This window comes from Synechococcus sp. H55.10, assembly GCF_047502715.1.
Lineage (GTDB): Bacteria > Cyanobacteriota > Cyanobacteriia > Thermostichales > Thermostichaceae > Thermostichus.
In genome coordinates this window covers 21,842-45,136 of record NZ_JANSJJ010000097.1, presented here as the reverse complement: position 1 = coordinate 45,136, position 23,295 = coordinate 21,842, and the positions used below count along the sequence as shown (strand labels likewise).

Annotated in this window: 24 protein-coding genes; 15 read left to right on the top strand and 9 right to left on the bottom strand. The window is 60.6% G+C overall.

Going from position 1 to position 23,295, the window contains the following annotated elements:
- Positions 1-276: 276 nt before the first annotated feature.
- The 4 genes from NW858_RS07440 to NW858_RS07425 all read right to left on the bottom strand — a co-directional run bounded on the left by NW858_RS07440 (position 277) and on the right by NW858_RS07425 (position 4,235).
- Positions 277-1,815, bottom strand: coding sequence for an L-aspartate oxidase (locus NW858_RS07440; RefSeq protein WP_414520212.1), 1,539 nt, complete (start codon positions 1,813-1,815; stop codon positions 277-279).
- 2 nt (positions 1,816-1,817) lie between these two features.
- Positions 1,818-2,774, bottom strand: a complete 957-nt coding sequence (gene nadA / locus NW858_RS07435) for a quinolinate synthase NadA (protein WP_414335604.1) — start codon at positions 2,772-2,774, stop codon at positions 1,818-1,820.
- Between the two features lie 198 nt (positions 2,775-2,972).
- Positions 2,973-3,836: a carboxylating nicotinate-nucleotide diphosphorylase gene (nadC, locus tag NW858_RS07430; protein WP_414335605.1), complete on the bottom strand. Its 864-nt coding sequence runs from the start codon at positions 3,834-3,836 to the stop codon at positions 2,973-2,975.
- A 69-nt stretch (positions 3,837-3,905) separates the two neighbouring features.
- Entirely contained in the window at positions 3,906-4,235 is a 330-nt protein-coding gene (locus NW858_RS07425; protein ID WP_414335607.1) for a hypothetical protein, read from the bottom strand.
- Positions 4,236-4,361: 126 nt separating this feature from the next.
- On the opposite strand from NW858_RS07425, the gene NW858_RS07420 reads away from it, so the two are divergent.
- The 3 genes from NW858_RS07420 to NW858_RS07410 all read left to right on the top strand — a co-directional run bounded on the left by NW858_RS07420 (position 4,362) and on the right by NW858_RS07410 (position 7,120).
- Complete coding sequence (locus tag NW858_RS07420; protein WP_414335608.1) at positions 4,362-4,934, top strand: pseudouridine synthase; 573 nt, start codon at positions 4,362-4,364, stop codon at positions 4,932-4,934.
- Between the two features lie 527 nt (positions 4,935-5,461).
- On the top strand, positions 5,462-6,415 hold the full coding sequence (rsmH, locus tag NW858_RS07415) for a 16S rRNA (cytosine(1402)-N(4))-methyltransferase RsmH (RefSeq protein WP_414520211.1): 954 nt from the start codon (positions 5,462-5,464) through the stop codon (positions 6,413-6,415).
- 174 nt (positions 6,416-6,589) lie between these two features.
- Positions 6,590-7,120, top strand: a complete 531-nt coding sequence (locus tag NW858_RS07410) for a hypothetical protein (protein WP_414520210.1) — start codon at positions 6,590-6,592, stop codon at positions 7,118-7,120.
- Here the strand turns inward: NW858_RS07410 and NW858_RS07405 are convergent.
- Together NW858_RS07405 and rbsK are read right to left on the bottom strand one after the other, a co-directional pair.
- On the bottom strand, positions 7,117-7,860 hold the full coding sequence (locus tag NW858_RS07405) for a response regulator (protein WP_414336014.1): 744 nt from the start codon (positions 7,858-7,860) through the stop codon (positions 7,117-7,119). The two genes, NW858_RS07410 and NW858_RS07405, sit on opposite strands and share 4 nt — an antisense overlap.
- 133 nt (positions 7,861-7,993) lie before the next feature.
- On the bottom strand, positions 7,994-8,911 hold the full coding sequence (gene rbsK, locus NW858_RS07400) for a ribokinase (RefSeq protein WP_414336016.1): 918 nt from the start codon (positions 8,909-8,911) through the stop codon (positions 7,994-7,996).
- 187 nt (positions 8,912-9,098) lie between these two features.
- Here rbsK and NW858_RS07395 point away from each other — a divergent pair, with 187 nt between their 5' ends.
- Entirely contained in the window at positions 9,099-9,425 is a 327-nt protein-coding gene (locus tag NW858_RS07395) for a YbjQ family protein (protein WP_414368823.1), read from the top strand.
- A 365-nt stretch (positions 9,426-9,790) separates the two neighbouring features.
- On the opposite strand, the gene NW858_RS07390 is transcribed toward NW858_RS07395, so the two are convergent.
- Positions 9,791-10,540 carry a YebC/PmpR family DNA-binding transcriptional regulator gene (locus NW858_RS07390; protein WP_414336113.1) on the bottom strand — a complete coding sequence of 250 codons (750 nt, stop codon included), beginning with the start codon at positions 10,538-10,540 and terminating at the stop codon, positions 9,791-9,793.
- A 165-nt stretch (positions 10,541-10,705) separates the two neighbouring features.
- Positions 10,706-11,416, bottom strand: a complete 711-nt coding sequence (locus NW858_RS07385; RefSeq protein ID WP_414336111.1) for a hypothetical protein — start codon at positions 11,414-11,416, stop codon at positions 10,706-10,708.
- A 230-nt stretch (positions 11,417-11,646) separates the two neighbouring features.
- On the opposite strand from NW858_RS07385, the gene NW858_RS07380 reads away from it, so the two are divergent.
- The 11 genes from NW858_RS07380 (at position 11,647) to NW858_RS07330 (ending at position 22,262) form a co-directional block, all read left to right on the top strand.
- Positions 11,647-12,570 carry a fructosamine kinase family protein gene (locus NW858_RS07380; RefSeq protein WP_414520209.1) on the top strand — a complete coding sequence of 308 codons (924 nt, stop codon included), beginning with the start codon at positions 11,647-11,649 and terminating at the stop codon, positions 12,568-12,570.
- 373 nt (positions 12,571-12,943) lie between these two features.
- Entirely contained in the window at positions 12,944-14,083 is a 1,140-nt protein-coding gene (cfa, locus tag NW858_RS07375; protein ID WP_414520208.1) for a cyclopropane fatty acyl phospholipid synthase, read from the top strand.
- Positions 14,084-14,234: 151 nt separating this feature from the next.
- Complete coding sequence (locus NW858_RS07370) at positions 14,235-15,290, top strand: extracellular solute-binding protein (protein WP_414520207.1); 1,056 nt, start codon at positions 14,235-14,237, stop codon at positions 15,288-15,290.
- A gap of 41 nt (positions 15,291-15,331) precedes the next feature.
- The gene (locus NW858_RS07365; RefSeq protein ID WP_414337271.1) at positions 15,332-16,183 is read left to right on the top strand and encodes an ABC transporter permease; all 852 of its coding nucleotides are present in this window, start codon (positions 15,332-15,334) and stop codon (positions 16,181-16,183) included.
- Complete coding sequence (locus tag NW858_RS07360) at positions 16,180-16,983, top strand: ABC transporter permease (RefSeq protein ID WP_414520206.1); 804 nt, start codon at positions 16,180-16,182, stop codon at positions 16,981-16,983. Before NW858_RS07365 ends, NW858_RS07360 begins: the two co-directional genes overlap by 4 nt.
- Complete coding sequence (locus NW858_RS07355; protein WP_414337269.1) at positions 16,980-18,047, top strand: ABC transporter ATP-binding protein; 1,068 nt, start codon at positions 16,980-16,982, stop codon at positions 18,045-18,047. The genes NW858_RS07360 and NW858_RS07355 overlap by 4 nt, the downstream gene beginning before the upstream one ends.
- A gap of 187 nt (positions 18,048-18,234) precedes the next feature.
- A complete protein-coding gene (locus tag NW858_RS07350; protein ID WP_414368853.1) occupies positions 18,235-18,993 on the top strand; it encodes a GntR family transcriptional regulator in 759 nt (252 codons plus the stop codon).
- Between the two features lie 101 nt (positions 18,994-19,094).
- Complete coding sequence (locus tag NW858_RS07345; RefSeq protein WP_414426959.1) at positions 19,095-19,538, top strand: SufE family protein; 444 nt, start codon at positions 19,095-19,097, stop codon at positions 19,536-19,538.
- Between the two features lie 13 nt (positions 19,539-19,551).
- Positions 19,552-20,643, top strand: coding sequence for a metal ABC transporter solute-binding protein, Zn/Mn family (locus NW858_RS07340; RefSeq protein WP_414520205.1), 1,092 nt, complete (start codon positions 19,552-19,554; stop codon positions 20,641-20,643).
- Complete coding sequence (locus NW858_RS07335; RefSeq protein ID WP_414349117.1) at positions 20,640-21,416, top strand: metal ABC transporter ATP-binding protein; 777 nt, start codon at positions 20,640-20,642, stop codon at positions 21,414-21,416. Before NW858_RS07340 ends, NW858_RS07335 begins: the two co-directional genes overlap by 4 nt.
- A 9-nt stretch (positions 21,417-21,425) precedes the next feature.
- Positions 21,426-22,262 (top strand): metal ABC transporter permease, encoded by an 837-nt coding sequence (locus tag NW858_RS07330; protein WP_414520204.1) that lies wholly within the window; start codon positions 21,426-21,428, stop codon positions 22,260-22,262.
- Here the strand turns inward: NW858_RS07330 and NW858_RS07325 are convergent.
- Positions 22,259-23,014, bottom strand: a complete 756-nt coding sequence (locus NW858_RS07325; protein ID WP_414520203.1) for a hypothetical protein — start codon at positions 23,012-23,014, stop codon at positions 22,259-22,261. The two genes, NW858_RS07330 and NW858_RS07325, sit on opposite strands and share 4 nt — an antisense overlap.
- Positions 23,015-23,295 lie beyond the last annotated feature (281 nt).

Below are 23,295 nucleotides of genomic sequence, written 5' to 3'. Positions count from 1 at the left end.
ACAGCATCTGCCAGTGCCAAGAAAACAAGCTCAACTCGCTCGCGGAAAAAGACAGAGGGAGAGAGGGGCTAGGGATAGCGCTCCGCGTCGCCGGCGCGTTCGCGGCAGCGTTGCGTAGCAACAACGGCGCGACAAAAAACCTTTCATTGCTATTTGAATTGAATTAAATAACTATAACTCTCAAACCCATTTCATCTTCATTCAGCCTTCATTCAGCAAAGGGTTCAATTCTGCGGCTAGGATGCGGATAGCTCGCTCCTGGCAAAGACAAACCACTCAACCTGCAGGTGCTCGACAAAGGGTTGAGCCGCACACTTCGGTGTGAAAAGGCTCCCCTTCCTGGGGAAAATCTTCCCGAAAATGGGCCCCTCGGCTTTCCTCTCGCAGCAGCGCCCCCTGTGCCACCAGGCGAGCGAGCAAAAGTAGACTGCCGGCCTCCGCCTCTTCCCGGCTGGCCCAGGGCTTCTCCTCTAGGGGCAGGGCTTCTGCAAAAGCCAGAAAAGCTCGCAGCCGCTCGCCCTCCCGCACCACGCCCAGGGCTTCTCCCACTTGCGGCTTGAGCTTGGGGAGAAGAGAAGGTGGCGCAGTGAGCACAGGTAGTGCCTGGGGCTGCCGAGGGGGGCCGTGTAAATCTTGCAAGGCGGCCAGAGCGGCCCGCTTGCCCATGACCAGCCCTTCCAAAAGGCTGTTGGAAGCTAGGCGATTGGCCCCATGCAAGCCCGTGGAAGCCACCTCCCCCGCTGCATAGAGGCCCGGCAGGCCGGTGAAGCCGCCAGCGTCGGTGCGTACCCCACCCATCACGTAGTGAGCCGCAGGAGCGACCGGGAGAAGATCTGTTGTGGGATCCAGCCCCAAGGCGCGGGCAGAGGCGACGATGGTGGGAAAGCGTTCCCCCAAATGCTCAATGCTGCGCAGGTCGAGGTAGACCGCCCCCGTCCGCTGCCGCTCCCAGAAAACAGCCTGGGCCACCACATCCCGCGGCGCCAGCTCGCCCAGCTCCGCATAGCGAGGCATAAAGCGCTCCCCCCAGGCGTTGAGCAGAACCGCTCCTACCCCTCTGGCGGCCTCGCTCACCAGTGCCCCATTGGGCAAGGCCGTAGGGTGAAATTGCACAAACTCCAGATCCCTCAAGATGGCTCCGGCGCGCCAGGCCAGCACCATTCCATCGCCGCTGGCCCCCGGTGGAGCCGTGGAGATGGGAAAGAGGCTGCCAAATCCTCCCGTAGCCAGGAGAACCGCCCCGGCCTTCACCTGTACCGGCCCTTCAGGGCCGAGAAGCAGGGCTCCCGCCACTCTGTCTCCCGCCAGCAAAAGGCTGAGAGCCGTGTAGCCCTGCAAAGGCGGCCTGCTGAGACGGCCCAACAGGCCTCTGAGCAGCCACAGCCCGCTGCGATCCCCCCCCAGGTGACGCACCCGTGCCCGCGAGTGGCCTCCTTCTCGCACCGGCTCGGGATGGAAAGGCAGTCCCCAAGACAAAAGTTTCTCCAGGTGAAAGGGCGCTTCCTGCAAGATGGAGCGGGCCACCTTTGCTTCCACCAGGCCGCGGCCTGCCTGCAGGGTGTCCTGGAGATGGGCCGCCACATCCGTCGCGTCCAGAGGAAAAGCCACCCCCCCCTGCGCCCAAGGCGTAGAGCCAGAGGGCAAGGGATCCTTGCTCACCACCAGGGTTCTTGCTCCCTCAGCTTCCGCCCACAGGGCTGCGTACACTCCCGCCACCCCGGCTCCCAGGATCAGCAGATCCGTTTCCCATCGCGATAGCGCTGCAGTTCCCGACAGACCCCCTTGCAAGGGCGGCACGTAGTCCTTGCGCCTCACCTCTAGGCCCCGGCAGGGATCGCCAGCATGGCCAGGATGGACTGGCGGGCCTTCGCAGCCACCGCCTCCGGCACCCGGATCACGGGGCGCATCTCCAGCAGGGAGCGGCGGATCTTCTCCAGGGTGATCTTCTTCATGTACTCGCAGACGGCATCCGCCTTCACAGGGATGAACGTCTTGTCGGGGGCTTCCTTCTTCAGGCGGTGGAGAATGCCCACCTCGGTGGCGACCACGAACTCCCGGCAGGGCGAACTCTTGGCATGGCGCACCATGCCCTCGGTGGAAAGGAGCTTGGCATCGGGTTTGAGAAACAGACAACTGGAGCCACAACTGCATTCGGGGTGAATGAGGAACTCTGCCCCAGGATGCTCTTCCACCATCGCCTTGAGGTGCTCTTCCCGAATGCCGACATGCACGTGGCACTCGCCGGGAAACAAATCCAACTCCCTGCCTGTCACCTGCGCCACGTGGGCCCCCAGGAACATATCTGGCACAAAAAAGATGGGGCGATCCGGGGGCAGGCTGGCCACCACTTGAACCGCGTTGGCGCTGGTTACGCAGACATCGGCCAGGGCCTTGATCGCGGCGGCAGTGTTGACATAAGCAACCACCAGGCCTTCTGGGTTGGCCTCTTTCCAGCGCAGCACATCTTCGGGGCAGATGCTATCGGCCAAGGAGCAGCCCGCCTCCAGATCCGGCAGCAGCACCGTTTTTTCCGGGTTGAGGATGGCCGCCGTCTCAGCCATAAAGTGGACGCCGGCAAAGACGATCACCTGGGCGTTGGTCTTCTGCGCCTCGCGAGCCAGTCCCAAGGAGTCTCCCACAAAGTCCGCCACCTCCTGCACTTCGGGGAGCTGATAGGAATGAGCAAGAATAACCGCCTGTCTCTCCTGTTTGAGCTGAGCAATTTCCCGGACGGTCGCAGCAGCGTTGCCTCGCAACAGGGTTTCTCCTTCCATTACTTCCTAACGGTTTTGTTCCTCTGTGAGCTGGAGCGGAGCACTTTTTGGGCAGAGCATAGCTCCCGCAGGTGGTCAACTCCGCTTTGGAGAAGCATCTGAGCCGGCAAGAGAAGCCTTTCGTAACAGCGGGACGGAGCCGAGCCCAGGTTGTCTTCTCAAGCTAGCATCAAAAGCAGTGCCCCGCGAGAGCGTGTCTCAGGGCGGCACCACCAGCAAAGAGAGATCCAAGGCCTTGGCGGAGTGGGTGAGCGCCCCGACGCTGACGTAGTTCACGCCTGCCTCGGCAACTTGCCGGGCCCGTTCCAGGTTCATGTTGCCGCTGGCCTCCAGAGGAACCTTGCCGCCCACCCGTTGGACGGCGGCCCGAGTTGCTTCCAGGGTGAAGTTATCCAGGAGGATGAGATCGGCGCCTGCCGCCAACGCCTCTTCCAGTTCTTGGAGATCCCGCACCTCGACCTCCACCTTGAGGTGGTGGGGAGCGCCTTCCTTGGCCCGTTTGACGGCTGTCAAAACCCCCCCCGCGCTGCGGTCGCAACAGAGTTGCGTAGCAATGATGTGGTTCTCTTTGATCAAGATGCCGTCGAAGAGGCCAAAGCGGTGGTTTTTGCCGCCCCCTACTCGTACTGCATACTTCTCCAGGGCGCGTAGGCCAGGGGTGGTCTTACGGGTGTCCAGAAGCTGGGTTGAGGTTCCTCGGAGAGCTTCTACATAGGAGCGGGTGAGCGTGGCAATGCCGGACAGCCTTTGGAGAAGGTTGAGCGCCAGCCTCTCCCCCGCCAGAATCCCCCGCAGGGATCCCTTGAGATGAGCTACCTCTTGGCCAGCAGCTACTGCGGCCCCCTCTTCCACCCAAGGGGTGAACTCTACCTGGGGATCTGCCAGCCGGAAGACTTTTTGGGCAATCTCCAGGCCCGCCAGGATCCCCGGCTCCTTGGCCAAAATCACCGCCTCGCCCTTCAGTCCTGGGGGCAGGGTCAGCTCTGTGGTGAGATCGCCGTGACCCAGATCTTCCCGCAGCCAAGCGCGAAGGATCTCCTCAGGCAAGTCAACTTTGTCCATTGTTTTAGCTGGTGGGGGTAGAGCTGGTTGTATGAGACGGCTTTGCCAGGATCTGATACAACTTTTGCCCTAGGGGGTGTTTTGCGGCGTTTCCTCTGCCGGGCTGGGCGCCGTATCCGGCTCTTGGGCGAGGGCAGAGTCCTCAAGGCTGGGAGCGGTTTCTTGCTCCTTAAGAGGAAGCTGGGCGGCAACAGGCTCTGGGGCAGAAGGGGAGGGCGCAGTCGGGATCGCGGCTTCTTCTTCAGGAGCAACCGCAGGTGGCTGGGCAGCTTCTTTTTCTTTTTGCTGTTCGTAGCGCCGGCGTTTGTTGCCCTCGTCCACCAGCACGTACACCAGACTGAGGAGAGAGAGCCCCGCCGTTCCGACTAAAACCCAAAGTAAATTGTTGTCTATGGTCATGGGTGAGCTCCGTCAAACGCTGCTGCCGGTGGAGGAACATTGCTCCTTAAGGCTCGATCTTACCGTTGAAGCTGCTCTGCCAATCTGAAAGATCCGGAAAGATGGAATTCATGAGTTGTGTGCCTCATGCGTTATCTCAAGTTCTACAAGCCCTACGGTGTGCTCACCCAATTTACCGACCAAGAGGGGCGGCCTACGCTCAAGTCTTTTATCCCGGTGCCCAGGGTCTATCCGGTGGGTCGATTGGATCGCGACAGCGAAGGGCTGCTCCTGCTGACCGATGATGGCATCCTCAATGCCCGCTTGATCGATCCCAAGTTCGGCCACGAGCGCACCTATTGGGTTCAGGTGGAAGGGATCCCCACCCCCCAGGCCCTACAACAGTTGCAACAGGGGCTGATCATCCAAGGGCGAAAAACGCGCCCGGCCCAGGTTAAAGTCTTGGCCGAGGAACCCAACCTGCCGCCACGGGATCCCCCCATTCGCTTTCGCCGCTCCATCCCCACCACCTGGCTGGAACTGACGCTGCGGGAGGGTCGCAATCGACAGGTGCGCCGCATGACTGCCGCTGTTGGGATCCCAACTTTGCGGCTGGTTCGCGTTGGACTGGGGCCGCTCTCTCTGACGGGGCTTGCTCCCGGCCAGTGGCAGGATCTCAGCGAGGCAGAACTGGCTCAGTTACAGCAATACTGTTTCTAATCACCAAGCAGTTGTTGTTTTTATCAAGTTGTCTTTATCAAAAAGTTGGGTCTAAAACTCCAGGCTTTTCTTGGTTTTGGATGTATGGTCATTTCCAACCGGATTAAGACACTTCGCCGCCAATCCAACTCCTCTCCCGACCCTCTCTCCCAAGGGGCGAGGGGGAGAAGACTCAGAACCCTCTCCCTCTGGGAGAGGGCAGGGTGAGGGATCAACGAGGGATCAATTTGTAGTCCATTTAGCACAAGGTCAGTTACCCAATAGCGATGTTGCCCTCACCCCCGGCCCCTCACCCCCAGCCCCTCTCCCTCTGGGAGAGGGGAGTTAGAGCGGCGCGTAGCAATGTAGAGAAACGTTTCGTTGCTATTTGAAATGACTATAATTTGAGATCATGAAAGCTTGATAAAAGCACAGTCTCTACTCTACAAACCAATAGAGGCGAAACTCAGCCGACCTACTGAACAGACGGATCCATTTGGCTGGGGAAAAGACCCGGCTAGCATCGAAGCCACCCCTCTGCTGCGCTTATGGACTTGCCGAAAACTCTGCTTGGGGAGATCCCTCTCTACCACCATGAGTCCGTTCTGACCGAAGAGGTGGTGGCCTATCTGCAACCAAGGAGTTCGTCCCGCGAACGGCAGGGCGGCACCTTTTTGGACGTAACGGTGGGAGGGGGTGGACACAGCTTGGTGCTGCTACAAAGAGGAGCAGAGCGAGTGGTGGGGCTGGATCGGGATCCGGCAGCTCTGCGGGCGGCCCAGGCGCGTTTGGCCGCAGCAGGGATCCCCGACAGTTGCCTCCGACTCTGGCACCTCAACTTTGCCGATTTCGATCTGCAGCAGCACGGCTTTCGGGATGAGCAAGGGCAGGGGATCCCCTTCGATGGCATCGTGGCCGACCTGGGGGTGAGTTCGCCACAACTGGACTCTCCTGAGCGAGGATTTAGCTTTCGCCGGGAGGGGCCGCTGGATATGCGCATGGATCCCGGTGCTGATCTGGAAACCGCTGCCGATTGGGTCAATCATCGCCCGGTGGAAGACTTGATCGACATTTTCACCCGCTATGGCGAAGAGCGATTTGCCCGCCGCATCGCCCACCGCATCGAACAGTCGCGCCCCCTTTTCACCACCACCCAACTGGCCCAGGTGGTTTGCCAGGCGGTACCCCCGGCAGCGCGGCGAGGCCGTATCCACCCGGCCACCCGGATCTTTCAGGCGTTGCGCATTGCCGTAAACCGAGAACTCGAGGCTTTGGAAACCTTGCTGGCTCAGGCTCCCACTTGGTTAAAACCCGGCGGCAGGTTGGCCGTGATCAGCTTCCACAGCCTGGAAGATCGCCTGGTGAAATGGGCCTTTCGCACAGATCCCCGCTGGCAGGTGCTCACTCCCAAACCCGTGTGCCCTTCCGAGCTGGAACAGCAACGCAATCCGCGTGCCCGTTCTGCCAAACTGCGAGTGGCTGCCCGCCGAGCGGCGCTGTGATTGCCCTCCACCTCGCCTGGAGGTTTGATTTAGCACCCTGCGTCTCATCGTGGAAAGCTGCTGCAGATCGGATAGAGTGGGTCGGAAAAGGACTCCGTCCCGCTGGCGCGAACGGCAGCGACCCATTGCTAGCGTTGTGACGTTGGCACTTGGTGTGTGTGAGGTTTGAACTCTATGATCAGCCAGCCTTTGAACACAGGCCGTGGCCGCCGCTCTTTTCCACTGCAGAGCAAAACCGCGACCTTGCCTGCCCGCCGCCACCCAAGGACGGCTGCCCACGCCAGCAAAGTCAGTCGCCCCCAGCCCTTAAAATCGGCTCATCCCCACAGTCGGGATCCCGTCTGGAAAAAACATCTGGTCAGGTGGCAACAGATCTCCACAGGCATGGCCATTGTCTCGGGGTTGGCGGTGCTGGGCCTCTACAGTTGGACTGTGCATACCCAAAGCCAATGGAGCCAGCGTTACCAGGTGTGGCAGCAGATGCAGCGCAACGAACGGCAGTTTCTGCTGGCTCAAGAATCCATCGCCAATGCTCTGCGGGAAGTTGCCGACCGCTCCGACATGGTGCCGCTGGTGCCGGAGCGGATGATCGAGGTGCCTTTCGCCTCCCCTGGCCCAGTTGAACCCCATCCAGGCCACCAGGCCGCGCTCCGCGCCGCTAGCCCGACCGAAAAAGCCCCGCCCTTTTATCCGGTTGGGTACTAGTCCAACGGATCCAATCGATAGCGGCTGAGCCAGTGATCCAAATGCACTTCCTCCTCATCCAGCAGTTGGGCGTTGATCAACCCCCGTTTAAAAGCAAGGCGGATGGCGCGGGCCCGCAGGCTGAAGGTGGTTCCCCACTCGTCGCTCTCGATTTGGTCGTTGCTCACTTCTAACTTGTCGTAGAGGTTGCGCAGGCGGTTGGTGACCCCTCGGCGGGACAAAAAGCGCCGTGCGGCAATGGCCTGGTCGGTGAGGCCGAGGGCAATGTCCACCAACACCTCATACTCCGCATCGCTGAGACCCGTAATTTTGTTTTGTGAACGGGAATCGACCCCGCGCACTTCCCGATCGATCACGCATTGCTCGTCCTGCACCACCGCTTGGATGGCGCTGACCAATTTTTCATCGGTGCAATTTTTCAAAAGGTAACCATAGACGGTTTGCGGGGGCACAATCTTGTGCAGCTCCCGCACATAGACTTCATCGGCAAAATGCGACCAAAAAATGATGCGTGTGCTGGGGCACTCTGACCACACCTGGCGGGCCACCTCGATCCCGGTCATCTCGGGCATGCGAATATCCATCAACACAAAGCTGGGGTGGTGCTGACGGTAGAGATCCAGCGCCTCTCTGCCGTTCGAGGCTGTGTACACCGGGCCAAATTCAGGCAAATGTTGCGTCAGTAGGCTGTGTACATGCTGACGGTAAAGAACGTCATCTTCAGCAAGGAGGGTACTCACAGGTCTTTGTCAGAGCTACCGGCTGTTTTCTGTCTGTTCATCTCCTAACCCACACCTACGCGGGAAGACAAGGTTCTCTTGAGCAGTACCCAAGGGATCCTGTTACCGGCTGTGGTCGGGTGCTAGCGCTGGTCTAGGCCGTTTCTGGGGCAGAGGCCAAAAACGCCTCGATTTCAGGGCGCCGAGGCAAGCTGGGTTGGGCTCCCGCGCGGGTTACGGCCAAAGCAGCGGCAGCATTGGCAAAGCGCAAGGCTTCCCTCAGGGATCCCCCGGCAGCCAGACAAGCGGCCAACGCCCCACAAAAACCATCTCCGGCAGCAGTGGTATCCACCACCTCTACGGGATGGGCCGGCCAATGGCCCCTTTCTTCCCCATCGGCCCAAACGAACCCTGCCCCTCCCAAGGTGAGGATGACGGTTGGGATCCCCTGCTTCTGCAATTCTTGAGCCACCTTTTGAGCTTGTTCCGGCGTTTCCACAGGAGACTGGGCAAGGTCGGCGGCTTCGATTTCGTTGAGCACCAGGTAGCGAACCTGGCGCAACAGGGATCCCGGCAAGGGTGCGATGGGCGCAGGATTGAGCAAAATGGGGATCCCCTGGGCAAAGGCTTGTTCTGCTGCAGCCTGCACGGTGGGCAGAGGAATTTCCAGTTGCAGCAGAAGCAGAGCCACCGGGGTAAAGGGAGGCAAATGCGCTGGCAAATAGCGACCATTGGCGCCAGGGCTGACCACGATCCGGTTTTGCCCGCTTGCATCCACGGTGATGAGAGCCACGCCGCTGGGCCCTTCCAACTGCCTCAGGTGACGGGTATCGACGCCGTTTTGCTCCAGGTTCTCTCTCAGCAGGCGGCCAAACCCATCCGATCCCACCGCCCCCCACATCTCCACTTGGGCTCCTGCTCGTGCCGCTGCCACCGCCTGATTGGCCCCCTTGCCGCCAGGGTAGGTGGCGTAGTCGGATCCCAGCACCGTTTCGCCAGGGCCGGGATGGCGGGGCACCTGCACCACCAAATCCATGTTCAAACTACCCACCACTCGGATTGGGCCTGCCATCGGGTTTGGGGGAGAATCCTGTCGGCAAAGCAGAAGTCTTTGACTCTTGGGCAGCTATTGTATCAGCCGCCGGTTTGGCCGGGGATCCCGTTAACAATACCCCACCACGTGGCAAAGGCCATCGGGAGGGATCTGAAGGTTGACGATCCCGACTATCCTGGTAGGCGTTGACCAAGGGGGCAGGCTGATGTTGCTGACAACCACAGATGTGCTGCAAGGTGTGGAGATCGAGCGCTACCTGGGCATCGTCACCGCCGAGGTGGTCTACGGCAGCAATGCCTTGCGAGATTTCTTTGCCGGCATCCGCGATATTATTGGCGGGCGCACGGGAGCCTACGAGCGCGTCTTCGAGCAAGGCCAAAAAGAAGCCATAGAAGAGCTGGAGCGGCGAGCCAAACGCCTGGGGGCAGATGGCGTCATCGGCATCGCCATCAACACCGACACCATCAACATCGATCAAACCGGCGTGCTGCTGCTCATCACCGCCACCGGCACTGCCATTAAGCTCCGCTGAAGTTCTGGGGGTATGGTCGTTTCAAATAAGATTTAAGACACTTTGCCACCAGCCCCTCTCTCTGAGGGATGACCCTCACCCCCAGCCCCTCTCCCAAGGGGCGAGGGGGAGAAGACTCAGAACCCTCTCCCTCTGGGAGAGGGCAGGGTGAGGGATCAATTTGTAGTCCATTTAGCACAAGGTCAGTTACCCAATAGCGATGTTGCCCTCACCCCCAGCCCCTCACCCCCGACCCCTCTCCCTCAGGGAGAGGGGAGTTAGAGCGTTGTGTAGCAATAACGACTTAGAGAAACGTTTTGTTTGTAGGTGTGGCCGGCAATGCAGCTCTGATGAGAGTTTCCTGTCGCTTCAATAGAAGGGTGTCCTCAGGCCAAACTTTCCATCACCGCCTCGTCGATCTCGAAATTGGCGTAGACATTTTGCACATCGTCCAGGCTATCCAGACGTTCCATCAAGGTGAGCACCAGCTTGGCGGTGTCGGGATCCCCCACCTGAACCTCATTGGATGGGATCCAGCGGATGGCGGCATCTTGCACTTGGCAGCCCTCTTTTTTCAGATACGTGGCCACCTGCTCGAGCAAGGAGTAGTCGCAGTATACTTCTGCGCTGGTTCCCTCCACCTTGAGGTCATCGCCCCCTGCTTCTGCCACCGCCAGCAACAGGGCTTCGGGATCCGCCACGTTCTCCAGGCTGATCACCCCTCGCTGTCGGAACATCCAGCTCACACAGCCGGCTTCTCCCAAGCTGCCGCCGGTTTTGTTGAAAGCTTCTCGCACCTCGGCAGCCGTGCGGTTGCGGTTGTCGGTCATCGCCTCGATCAACACCGCTACCCCGCCGGGGCCATAGCCCTCGTAGCGAACTTCTTCCAGGGGGCTGTCATCGCTCCAGTTGCCGGCTCCCTTGGCGATGGCCCGTTCGATGTTCTCGCTGGGCATCCCCGCCGCTTTGGCTTTCTCCACCGCCGCCCGCAACTGAAAATTCCCATCCGGATCTGGCAAGCCGCTGCGAGCCGCCACGATAATGGCCCGCGAAAGTTTGGTAAATAGGCTGCCCTTTTTGGCATCTACACGGGCCTTTTGCCGTTTAATGTTGGCCCATTTGCTGTGTCCTGCCATGCCGCCGACACCGATCCAGTCAAGCCATCAACCGAGGGGATCCCTCCTAATTTTGAAGCCTAGATCACGGCGACCCAGGACTCAACCCCACCCCAGCTCCAACGGCAACAGACTGAGGGCAAAAATGGTGGGATCCCTAGAGGGCATTTAAAGCGAGCAACCCCCTCAAGGCCGAATGGGCTGCCGTTCGATCACACCCCCCGGCGGCGGTGGAGCGGCTGGGGTTTCTTCAGGGGTAGGCGTTGCCACAGGAGCTGGGGGCAGAGGGGGCACAGCCTCTCCGGGTACAGGCCCAGGTGCGGGCGTGGGGGTTGGGGATGGAGTGAGAAAAGGCGTCACCTGGGGCAGCAGCTCGGCGTAGAAAATCGCGTCTTGCTCTGGCCCCAAGCGACCCACTTGCCAACGGTGACGGGGAACAAACATCGTTTGCAACAGCACTTCTCGGCCAACAAAAGCGGGAGTTCCCGAAAAGACATAGCCATCGACGATGACCCGATTGAGATCGGGCCGAGTTTGAAACACCCGATCCACCTCCCGCCGCATCTCAGCATCCAGCCGCCCCAGCAGAGTTTCCAGAGTATCTTCAGGGCCAATCGGCACCCGCACCGCAAAGCGATAGCCTTCGCAGCGATAGTCGCCACAGATCTTGACCAGCTCGTTACGCACCCGGATTTGCGCCCCAGGATCGATGTTGCGCTCCAGCACAAAGACTTCCTCTTGCGGTTGCTGCTCGACCGGTTGAGCCCAAGTTGGCGGTTGACTTGTCCATCCTGCCCAAGCCAGGGATCCGAAAAACAAGCCAAGGCTCCAACCCAGACTGCCCTGCTGAGCGCGGGGTGAAAAGGCGGGATCGCGATCCGGGTTCGGGCTATTCATAAGCGTTAACCGACATCAGGATGGCTATCGCCAACTCTACCCGACATTGGCCCAGCAGGCACTAGGCAAGGAGAAAAATCAGTTTCAAGATCAATTCAAGATCAAAATGAGAGCAGGCGAACGGCGTCCTGGTCAGCAACGGATGGGCTGTGGCGGAGAGTCTGAGGCAAGCTATGGAGAATATGTCAATTAAGTACCTGTTTTCCCCCAACAACTAACTTTTGCTGTTGATGCAAACTCTTTGGCAAGCCATTGCCCAGCACCTTTCGCAAGCGACAGGGGATCCCATCCAGCCCCTGCAGTATCGTCCTGTGGGCGGGGGCAGCATCAACGCCACCTATCGGTTTTCCTGCGCTCCCCAAAACCCTCTTACAGAAGGGTCGAGAGACTACTTCGTCAAATTGGCCCGTGGGGGAGAGAGGGCGCTGGAGATGTTTGCGGCAGAAGCGGCGGGCTTGCAAACCCTGGCGGCTGCCCACGCCATTCGGGTGCCTCGACCCATTGTTTGGGGATCCGTAGGAAGCCAAGCCTACTTGGTGCTGGAGTACTTGGAGCTAACCTCGCCCCGTCCCCACACGGCCAGTCTCTTGGGATCCCAGTTGGCCCAGTTGCATCGCACCTTGTCTCCCAACGGGAGCTATGGCTGGGATCGCGACAATACCATCGGCTCCACGCCGCAAATCAACAGTTGGCGGCCAAACTGGCCGGACTTTTATCGGGAACAGCGGCTGCTCTACCAAGTCAAGCTGGCCTGCCAACGGGGATACCGCGGCTCGTGGGTGGCCCAAGCCGAACGGGTGATGGCGAAGCTGGAAGCGTTTTTTCAGGACTATAGGCCGGAACCCGCTCTGCTACATGGAGATCTGTGGGGGGGCAACTACGGGGCCTTGGCCGATGGATCCCCCGTGATCTTCGACCCAGCCGTCTACTACGGGGATCGGGAGACAGATCTGGCGATGACAGAGCTGTTCGGCGGTTTTCCGCCGGCGTTCTATCAGGCTTATCAGCAGGCCTATCCCTTGAACGAGGGGTATCCCCACCGCAAGCCTCTCTACCAGCTCTACCACTGGCTCAACCATCTCAACTTGTTCGGAGAGGGCTACCTGGGCTCGGTGCAGCGCGCCCTGCAGCAATGCCTGCACTTTCTCGAATAGGGTCAGTTATAGTCAGGTGTATGGTGCTTGTAGGTATAGAATTTATTTCCTCGCACTTGTAATCCAATTGCACTCGATTCCGGAAAAAGTTTAACTTTAAAGCCATCCTTTTCTAGAGTTGGCACCTGCTGGAATGTACGGCGTGTTTGGGCAAAACCCACACCATCCCGCCAGTAAAGCTCTTATCAAAATAAGTTTTCCCTCTGGTGCTGTATCCCTGACTTTGGCACCAACAACAGAAGCTAGAAGCCGATAGGCAGAAATGTCCTGAGCTGCTGCCAAGTGACAGGATGAAGAAGCTGCGGTTTAATAGCTGAGCAATACATTGCTGGTTGCGCTCACCAGGCTTGCCTACAGCAAGGGGTTCCTGGAGATGAGGAAAAGCCTTAGCATCTGGCATTGGCTGGCCCGCCGATATGGGCTTAGGCTCTTGAGTGCTGCCGATATAGCCGTCAATGGCTCGCGGCCCTGGGATCTGCAAGTCCGCGACGAGCGGCTCTACCTGCGCTGCCTGCTCTATGGATCCCTGGGCTTTGGCGAGGCCTACCTGGAGGGGTGGTGGGATTGCGAGGCTATTGACGAGTTGGTTTGTCGTCTCCTCACCGGTCAGGCAGTGGAGCAAGTGGGCTGGCCGGTTCGGCTCCTGCTTGCCTTGGACAGTCGCCTCATCAACCGCCAGCGGGGTAAGGGAGCGTTTGTGGTTGGCCAGCGCCACTACGACCTTGGCCATGACCTCTACGAGGCCATGCTGGATCGCCGCCAGATCTATAGCTGTGCTTATTGGGATGGGGGGGCACAAACCCTCGACGAAGCCCAGGAAGCCAAGCTGGATCTCATTGCCCGCAAGCTAGATCTCCAGCCCGGCATGCGCGTGCTCGACATCGGCTGTGGTTGGGGAGGCACGGCACAGTACCTGGCCGAACGCTATGGGGTGCAGGTGGTGGGCATCACCGTCTCGCAAGAGCAGGCCAAGCTGGCCAGCGAACGCTGCCGCGGCCTACCGGTGGAGATTCGGCTGGAAGACTATCGCCAGACGCAGGGAAAGTTTGATCGGATCCTTTCTGTTGGCATGTTTGAGCATGTGGGCTACCGCAACTACCGAACATTTATGCAGGTAGTCCGTCGCCTTCTCAAAGAGGATGGCTTGTTTCTTCTCCACACCATCGGCGCCAACGTTGCTTACCAAGGGCGGGATCCGTGGATTGAGCGCTACATTTTTCCCAACTCGATGCTCCCCTCGCCTCGTCAGATAACAGCGGCTTTCGAGGGCCTATTTGTTCTGGAAGACTGGCACAACTTTGGGATCAACTACGTGGCCACCCTAAAAGCTTGGCACACCAATTTTGAGCGGGCATGGCCCCAACTGGCTGGTCGCTACGACGAGCGCTTTCGCCGCATGTGGCGGCTTTACCTGCTGATGAGCGCCGGCAGCTTCAAGGCCCGCGCCAGCCAGCTTTGGCAACTAGTCCTCTCGCCCAGGGGAGTAAGGGGCGGCTACCGCTCGGCGCGGTAGCGACACGGAAAGATCTCCCTTCCTGTTTCTCAGGATTCCCTTTCTCTTGAAGAGCCCTGTAGAGATGGGGCCGGCTCTTAACGTCAACTTAAATTTGGCCGTGTAGCCTGCTAATAAGCGCATACACTTATTCGCGCAAGGAGGTCGTCCCATGAAAAAGCTGGCTGAGCTTCCTCTGATCGGTCTCCCCATCGCCGCTTTGTTGACCACGTGGGCAGTGGTCACCTCGGCTCCTCCGGTGACGGGGGCGCCGGCTGGCGGGCGCGCTGCCTTGGTGGTGGCCTACAACAGCCCGGAGAAATGGGCCAACTGGGGCGAGGTGCTCAAAACTTTCTCTGCTAAAACCGGCCTGCAAGCTCCTTCGGATCCCAAAAACTCCGGCCAAACCCTGGCTGCCCTCAAGGCGGAAGCCGCGGCTCCCCAGGCGGATACGGCCTACTTTGGCATTGTGTTCGGCATTCAGGCTGCCGAAGCCGGGTTGCTGGAGCCCTACAAGCCGGCGGGATTCGAGGAGATCCCGGCAGGGCTCAAGGATCCCGAGGGCCGCTGGATGACGATCCATCAGGGGGCGGTAGCCTTCTTGGTCAACACCAAGGTGCTGGGCAACACTCCCATGCCCCAGTGCTGGGCTGACCTGACGAAGAACGAGTACAAGGGCAAGGTCGGTTTTCTGGATCCCACCCAGGCGGCCATCGGGTATTCGGTGGCCACGGCTGCCAACCTGGCCCTGGGAGGCACGCTGGAGAACTGGGATCCCGGCATCCAATACCTGGCTCAGCTCAAGGCCAATGACCTGCAGCTGCCGGCCCAGACGGCCACTGCCCTGGTTCAACAGGGCGAGATCCCCATTTTGATCGACGCCGATTTCAACGGCTACCAGCTCAAAAACAACGAAAACGCCCCCGTTGAAGTCGTCATCCCCTGCGAGGGATCCCTGGCCATCCCCTATGTCATCGGCCTGGTCAAAGGGGCGCCCAACCTGCAAGGGGGTAAGCAGTTAATCGACTTCACCCTCTCGAACGAGGGGCAGGCTTTGTTTGCCAAGAGCTACCTGCGGCCCGTGCGGCAGGTGAGTGTGGATCCCGGTATTGCCGCCAAGATGCTTCCGGACAGCGCCTATGTAAAAGTGACTGTGCCCGATTTCGCGCAAATGCGCGCCGTGCAAGAGCAATTTAACGAACGCTGGAAAGCTGAGGTCATGCGGTGATCCCAGGCACGGGACTTCGCTCTCCTTTGAGGTTGGCGGCGATGGGGCCGCGGTGGCTGGCTGCACCGCTTGTTCTCCTCTACGCGCTGGGGCTGTTGATCCCGCTGGTTGTGCTGCTGCGCCAGAGCTTGCTGGAAGAGAACGGCGGGAGCCTGACGCTGGAGAACTACGGGGCGGTGGTTACCTCGGCTGCCTATCGCCGCGCCTTGCTCAACAGCATCTGGATTGCTCTTGCCTCTACGCTGCTGGCTTTGATCCTGTGCTTTCCCGTAGCCATCTACATCGAGCGCTCCGCCGATCCCCACCGCCATGCCCTGGCTGTGGCCTTGAGCATTCCTCTTAGCCTGCCGGGGATTGTCATCGGGTTCTTCGTCATCCTGTTTTTTGGGAGGACGGGCCTGGTGCCCCAGCTTTTTTTGCTGCTGACGGGCGAGCGGCAACTGAGCTTGGCTTACACCTTTGGGGGCATGCTGCTGGGGTATCTGTACTTTCAGATCCCGCGGGTTGTGTTGGTGTTGCGGGGGGCGGTGGCTGCCCTTCCTCAGGAGGTGATCGAGGTGAGCCGTACGTTGGGAGCGACACCTTTGCAGGTGTACTTGCACGTGCTGTTGCCGGCGCTCCTGCCGGCTTTGCTCGGCGCTGCCAGCGTCAGCTTGGCCACTGCCTTTGGGGCTTTTGGCACGGCGGCCACCCTCAGCCGTGGCTTTCGCGTCTTGCCGCTGGAGATCGCTGCTTCCTTCACAGAAAGCTTTCAGCCGGGACGGGCTGCCAGCTTGAGCATTGTCCTGACCTTGCTCACCACAGCCATTCTGGTGGGCCTGGGCCAGGTTGCCGAGCAGGCCCTGCAGCCCCAGCGCCCCGCAGCGGGATCATCTAGGGGGCCGCGGCCATGAAGCCCTTGTTTCCCCGGTCGCAAGGGGATCCCGTCCTGGCCATTGGGCGGGGGTTTACCTGGGCGGCGGCGATCTTGTGCCTGGCGCCCCTGCCCTTGCTGCTGCTGGTGGCTACCACAGCCAACTGGCCGCTGGGGGTTTGGGCCGGCGGGATCACCGGCAAGTGGCTGCAGGAGGGATGGGAAACGGTGCGACCCTATGCTTTTTTCAGCCTGCGGCTGGCGGGCCTTGTGCTGGGGATCAACCTGGCCGTCGGCCTGCCGGCAGCTTGGCTAATAGCGCGGCGGCGCTTTGTGGGTCGGCAGGTTCTGATGGCCCTGATCAATCTGCCGCTGGCCATTCCCGGCATCGCCATTGCCCTGGCCTTGATCCTGGCCTACCCGGCAGCTCGCGCCAGCGGGATCCTTCTCCTGCTCGGCCAGGTGATCTACACGTTGCCGTTTCTGGTGGCCACGCTGGTGCCGGCTCTGGCCCAAGGGGCATTGCTGGAGCGAGAGGCGGTGGCCCGCACCCTGGGCGCCACTTTCCTGCAACGCTTATGGCATGTAACGCTCCCCTCGATCCGCAGCGCCCTGTTGGCCGCTTTGCTCCTGGTCTTCACCCTCTCCATGGGAGAGTTCAACGTCTCTTTCTTTCTCTTCACCCCTCTCAACAAAACGTTGCCCATCGAGCTGTATTCTGCCTATATCACCAATCGGGTGGAGGTGGCAGCGGCCATGACTGCCCTTTTTCTTCTCTTCGTCGTGCCCGCTGCCATTGCCATCGAGCGACTGGGCGGTAGCAAGGTAGGACAAGCATGACCACCCCTGCTTCTGTCGTCTTTGACCGGATTGCCTACGCCTACATCCCCGGACGCCTAGTGGTCGAAGACATTAGCCTGCAGGTGCCGGCGGGAGAAATTGTGGTGTTGGTTGGCCCCAGCGGCTGTGGCAAAAGCACTCTGCTGCGCTTGGTGGCCGGCCTGCTGATCCCCGCCGAAGGCCGCCTTCTCATCGACGGCGCCGACACAAGCTCCCTGGGGCCAGAGAAGCGCTTGGTGGGCTGGGTGCCCCAAAGCTATGCCCTGTTCGAGCATCTCAACGTTCGCGACAACGTGGCTTTTGGATTGCGCATGCGGCGGATCCCCAGGCCTGTCATCTGCCGGAGGGTCACCGAGATGCTGGAGCTCTGCCGCATTGCCGAGCTGGCCGATCGTCCAGTTACCCAGCTTTCTGGGGGTCAGCGGCAGCGGGTGGCCATTGCCCGGGCTCTGGCCGTGTCGCCGCGGGTGCTGTTGCTGGACGAGCCGCTGGCGGCTTTGGATCCGCAACTGCGGGCGGCCATCCGGGCCGACCTGCAAGCCCTGTTGCGGGCCAGTGGGGTCACCACCCTGTTTGTTACCCACGACCAAGAAGAGGCCCTGGCCATTGCCGACCGGGTGGCGGTGCTGCAGGCGGGCAAGCTGGAGCAATTCGGGACGCCCCAGGAGCTCTGGCAAGCCCCGGCCAGCGCTTTTGTGGCTCAGTTTTTCGGGGGGGCAGCGGTGTTTTCTGCCCAACGTCTTGGACCTGGCCGCGTACGCCTTGCCCCCGGAGTAGAGGCGAACATTCCCTGGCAGTGCGATGGCCAGGTGGTGCAGGTAGCAGTTCGCAGCGGGGATCTGGAGCTTTTGCCCGAAGTTGGCCAATCGATGGAGGCAGGGCAGTTCGTGCCCACAGCCGTTGAGTTCGGAGGCGATGTCTTTAAGATCGCCGGGGAATTGATAGGCGCAGGCAAAGTCACGCTTCTGCACGACCGACCGGTTATCCTGGGGCAAAGCTACCCCGTTCGGGCCAAGCCAGGCCGCGTCCTCTCTGTCATTGGCCGGCCTTGCCACCGCCACTAGGGGATCCCACCTTTGCCGGCAGCCAACTTCAACTCCCCCCGCTTTTGTCGTATGCTTTCCAGAGTTGAAGCAGGCCGCGGGATCCCTGCCGGATAGTGCATAACCTTACAGCCTCTCCTAACTTTGTTCAGCCACTTTCCAATAGCAAGCCTGCGCGCTCACCAGGGATCAACCAGCAGGAGCACAGATGGCTACAGGAAACGACGGCACCCCAGCCAAAGGGCGGCCTGGTAGGCGTTGGGCCAAATCAGCCGACCTGCTGGCTCAAGGCAAGCTCAAACTCCGACCGGCCAAGGGCGGGCAAAGGCCGCAAGAGGTGGTGTACAGCAAGCTGCGGGAGATGATCTTGAGCAGCAAGCTGCAGCCGGGCGAGTGGCTGCGCCAGGAGCAGTTGGCCTCTCTTTTCGGCGTCAGCCGTACCCCTGTCCGCGAGGCTCTGCGCATGTTGAGCCAGGAACACCTGGTTGAGTTTGTTCCCAACTATGGGGTGCGGGTGGTGCCCCTCAGTTGGGAGGAATTTGAAGAGCTCTATGCCATGCGCATCGGGCTGGAAGGGCTGGCGGCGCGTCTGGCTGCGGAGCGAGCTACGCCCTCGGACGTGGGTGAGCTGCAACAACTCCTGGCTGCCATTGCCACGCTGGCCGAGGACGAGGATTTGTGGACCTATCTGCGCCAAGAGTGGCACTTTCGTCTGCGATGTTACGCCATCACCGGTCGGGAACAGCTGATCCAGCGAATCCGGAATCTGCGCGAGCACGCCGAGCGCTACCTGCGGCTGGCCTACCACGTGGAAGGCAAGATGCAGGAGTCGCTGGAGTTTCACCGCCGGCTCCTGAAGGCCATCGCTGCCCACGACGGCGCCGCTGCCGAACAGATTAACCAAGAAGCACTGCGCTGGACCCTGACCAATGCCGGCCCCATTGTGCGCGCCAGCCAAGCTATATAGGGATCCCCCCATCGCCACACCTAGTGCTTCTCCTCGGCAGGCTCTGAGGCGGCGTGCTACGATGACTTTTGATTATCATTCTCATTCAGGCAAGTGGGTTGATGCCCGAAGCTCTGCGGCAGATTGTGGGTCGCTTTCAAAAGGCCAGAACTTCTCGTCAGAAGTACGAGCTGCTGCTGGCCTATGCCAAGCGCCTGCCCCCTTTCCCCGATTCCCAGCGAACAGAGGAGAATCTCGTGCGGGGTTGTGCTTCGCGGGTGTGGCTGGCCACCGACTTGAGGAACGGCAAGGTCTACATCCAGGGAGATGCCGATGCCCAGTTGGTCAAGGGCTTGGTGGCCATTTTGGTGGAGGGGTTGAGCGGCCTAGCGCCAGAGGAAATTTTGGGGGTTTCCCTGGAGTTTGTGCGGGAGATGGGCCTCAATTTCAGCCTTAGCCCTTCCCGCTCCAACGGCCTGGTGAGCATGTTCTCATTGCTGCAGCAGCGGGCCTTGGCTTTCCAGGAGTCAGGCGCTTCCGACGCTGCTGTCTCTGTCGTCTTGTGAGGTATTAGGACTCATGGCTAATAACTCTCTGCGTTCGGCCCGACCCGTGCGATCGCTGGTCTCGCTGGTGGCGGCCCTCTCGGTCGGGATCCTGGGTGGCTTACAGATGCGCCAAGAAGAGTCCCGGGCCCAACGGGGATCCACCCCTCCGCAGGTGGTGACCACAATCCTGCCGATAACGCAATTTACCCGCGCCGTGGCCGGGGAGCGGGCCGAGGTGAAACCCCTGATCCCTCCCCAGATGGGGCCCCACGACTTTCAGGCTCGACCCGAGGATGCGCGCCTGCTGTCCCAGGCGGATGTGCTGGTGATCAACGGGTTGGGAATGGAGACCTTTTTGGAAGGATTGATCGCCAGCGCCGGCAATCCCAAATTACAAACCATTGACAGCAGCCAAGGGATCCCGACTTTGCAGACCCAGGAGCCAGAGCATGGGCATTCCCACGGCCATGGCCATTCTCATGGTCACGGCCACAGTCATGGACACTCTTATGGGCACAGCCACGGCGAGTTGAACCCCCACATCTGGCTGGATCCCAGGCGGGCCATTCAGCAGGTGGAAAACATCCGCGATGGCCTCATTGCTGTCGATCCAGAAGGGGCAGAGACTTACCGCGCCAATGCCGCTGCCTTTATCGAGCAACTGGAAGCTTTGGATAAAGAAATCGAGCAGAAATTAGCTCCCTTCGCCGGCAGGAGCTTTGTGGTCTTCCACGACCTTGCCCCTTACTTTGCCGAGCGCTACAACCTCAAAGCGGAGTTCCTGGTGGAGATCCCGGAAGCCAGCCCCTCCCCTGAGGATGTGCGGCGGGTGATGGAGACGGTGCGGCAGTCGGGCCTAAAGACAATCCTGGTGGAGCCACAAGTGGGGAAGGACAACCCCTTTGAGGTCTTGGCCCGGGATCTGGGGGTACAAGTCCGCGTATTCGATCCCTTGGAAACGGCTGGCCCAGAGGGGATCGAGCCGGAGTACTACCTAACCATCCTGCGGCAGAACGTGGAAAACCTGGTCTCCGCCTTCGAGAAAGAGAAGGCCTGGGTTCCCCTGCAGTTGCCCTTGGTGGGTCAGGCTGCTCTCGAGCACCTGCTGGCAAGGGGGCGATGAGCTTCCATTCTGACGAGGTTGTCCTGCGGGTGGAGGGGCTGACGGTCTATCGGGGATCCCAGTTGGCGGTGCAGAATGTCTCGTTTGAGCTGGCGGCGGGATCCCACACGGCCATTGTTGGCCCCAACGGCGCCGGCAAGAGCACCTTGGTGCAGGCCATCTTGGGCATCCTGCCGCGGCAGTGTGGCTCGGTTTACATCCTAGGGGAGCCGCTGCGTCTGTCGGGGTACTTGCCCCAGAAAGTGCGGCAGCAGCTTGCCTATGTGCCGCAGCGCTTGCACTTCAACCCCGCCATTCCCCTGACGGTGGCGGAGTTTGTTGCCCTGGGCTGGGGATCCCTTAGGCCCCGCTGGCCCTGGCAGCAGCGAGCTGCTCGGCAGGAGGCCGTCCAGAAAGCCTTGCAACGGGCCGAGGCTCTGCACCTGGCCTCTAAGCCCCTGGGTCAACTGAGCGGCGGCGAGCTCAAACGGGTGTTGTTGGCCTATTGTCTAGTCTGGCCGCGGCGGCTGCTGGTGCTGGACGAGGCCCCCGCTGGTCTAGATAGCCTCAGCGAAGGGGAATTCTATCGGCTATTGGAAGAGCTGCGCCGCTCCCTGGGCTGGGCCATCCTGCAGGTCTCCCACGACCTGGAGATGGTGTCCCGCTACTGTGACCGCGTGTTGTGTCTCAACCGCTCCCTGATTTGCCAGGGATCCCCTGAAGCGGCCCTGGCGCCGGAGATGCTCAGCCGCGTCTACGGCCCCGCGTTTGCCCGCTACATCCACCACCACTGAGGAGGGGCAATGCCGGAGACCTGGGCGCAGGTGGTGGAATGGCTGCAGCTGCCCTTCATGCAGCGGGCTCTCCTAGGCGGCATCCTGACGGGGGTGACGGGGGGGCTTTTGGGCAGTTTTGCCATCTTTCGGCAGTTGGCGTTTTTTAGTGATGCCTTGGGGCATTCGGCGCTGCTGGGTATTGTCCTGGGAGTGGCCCTGGGGCTGGATCCCACGGCGGTGCTGATGGTGTTTGGGGTGGTGTTTGCCTTGGGCGTGACCTTTATCCTGGAACGCACCCAGCTCTCGGCAGATGCGGTGCTAAACATCATCTACTCCTCCTCCTTGGCCCTGGCCATCATTGGCCTCAGCCTGATCCCTGGCTACCGCGGCAACCTTAACCAGTTGCTATTTGGGGATATTCTCGGCATCAGTCTGCCGGCCTTGTGGATGAGCGGCCTGCTCCTGCTCTTGGCCCTGGGGTATATTGGGCTGACCTTGCCTGCCCAGATGCTGCTCACCCTGGATGAGTCGCTGGCGCGGGCGCGGGGGGTAGAGGGGGGCTGGCAGCGGTTGGCCTTTGTGGTGCTGCTGGCTTTGGTGGTGGCCCTGTCGATCCGCTCGGTAGGGGTGCTATTGGTGAGCGCTTTTGTGGTGATCCCTGCTTCGACGGCGCGGCTTTTGGGATCCAACTTTACAACGTATGTGTTGCTGGCCATGGGCTTGGGGGGCTTGAGTGCGGTGTTGGGGATCCTCCTCTCGGCTGCCTTCAACCTGCCCTCCGGCCCCAGCATTGTGGCCACCCAGTTGCTGTTTTTTCTCCTGGCTATGGCGCTCAAGGGGGCGCCGCAACTGCTGCGGCTCTAGCTGTCGGCCATCCCAAAAGTTCTTTCTGGCAGAAGCTGGCCGAACAGGCGGCGGTAGCTCTCCGGGAAAACCTGGCCCATGAGGGTGGGCTGCTCATAAACCCGCTTGAGGGTATTGAGATCCCGTTTGGTGATGGTGGGCACCCGCAGCAGGCGGCGATTGCCGGTAGCCGCCGCATGGTGGCCGCCGTACATCAGATCCCGCGGGTCGGGGCTATGGCCCCACAGCCCCAGCCCATGGCCGATCTCGTGCCGGGCCACCGCCGTCACTTCTGCCAACCCCTGGCCTTCGGCAATGACAATGCGCACCCGCTGTTGCAAAGCTCCATTTGAGGCGAAGAAAAACTCAGGTCGGGCCGCCCCCACTACCCCGCCGCCGAGGGGGGGAACGCGATAAATGCTCATCCCGTAGAGGGCCTCTTCCTCTTTGGCCACCACCCGCATCGGGATGTAAGCAGACCACTCCTTGACCGCCTGCTCCACAAAGGTTTTCCACTGGGGGTGATCTCCCTGAATGTAGACAGGGACGGGGTAGAAGGCCCACTGGGCGTAAGCTCCACCCGGCAGCAGCGGCTCGATTTCTTCGAAGTAATCTCCCGCCGACTTATCGTAGGTGTAGCGGGCCAGGCCAGGGGGCAGTCGTAGGCGTACCGGTTGTGGCAGTTCTCCGGCTTGGGCCTGGAGAGCCTCTATGTCAAAAAGATGCAGAACCGGCAGGGATGCTCTGCCCCCTACTGCCAGGGCGAAAAGCATTGCCCAGCCGACGATGCAAAGCTGTAGAACGCGCCGATGGATCAAAGCCGACTTCTACCTATCTCCCTACCAGGTTAGTGGCTCGGCGGGCAGGCGTCGATTTTCAACTGCGAAGTCTGCATCACGATCCCCCACGACACCCCACCCTAGGCGTGCTGGAACTTCAACCTGAGGCAGGACGGAGCTTTGCTTGCTACATCGGAAGTCCGCCTGGGGATCCCCATGTTTGGGCAGAATATCCATTAGCATGAGTTCCAGGGGCTGGCCAAACGGGACGCGAG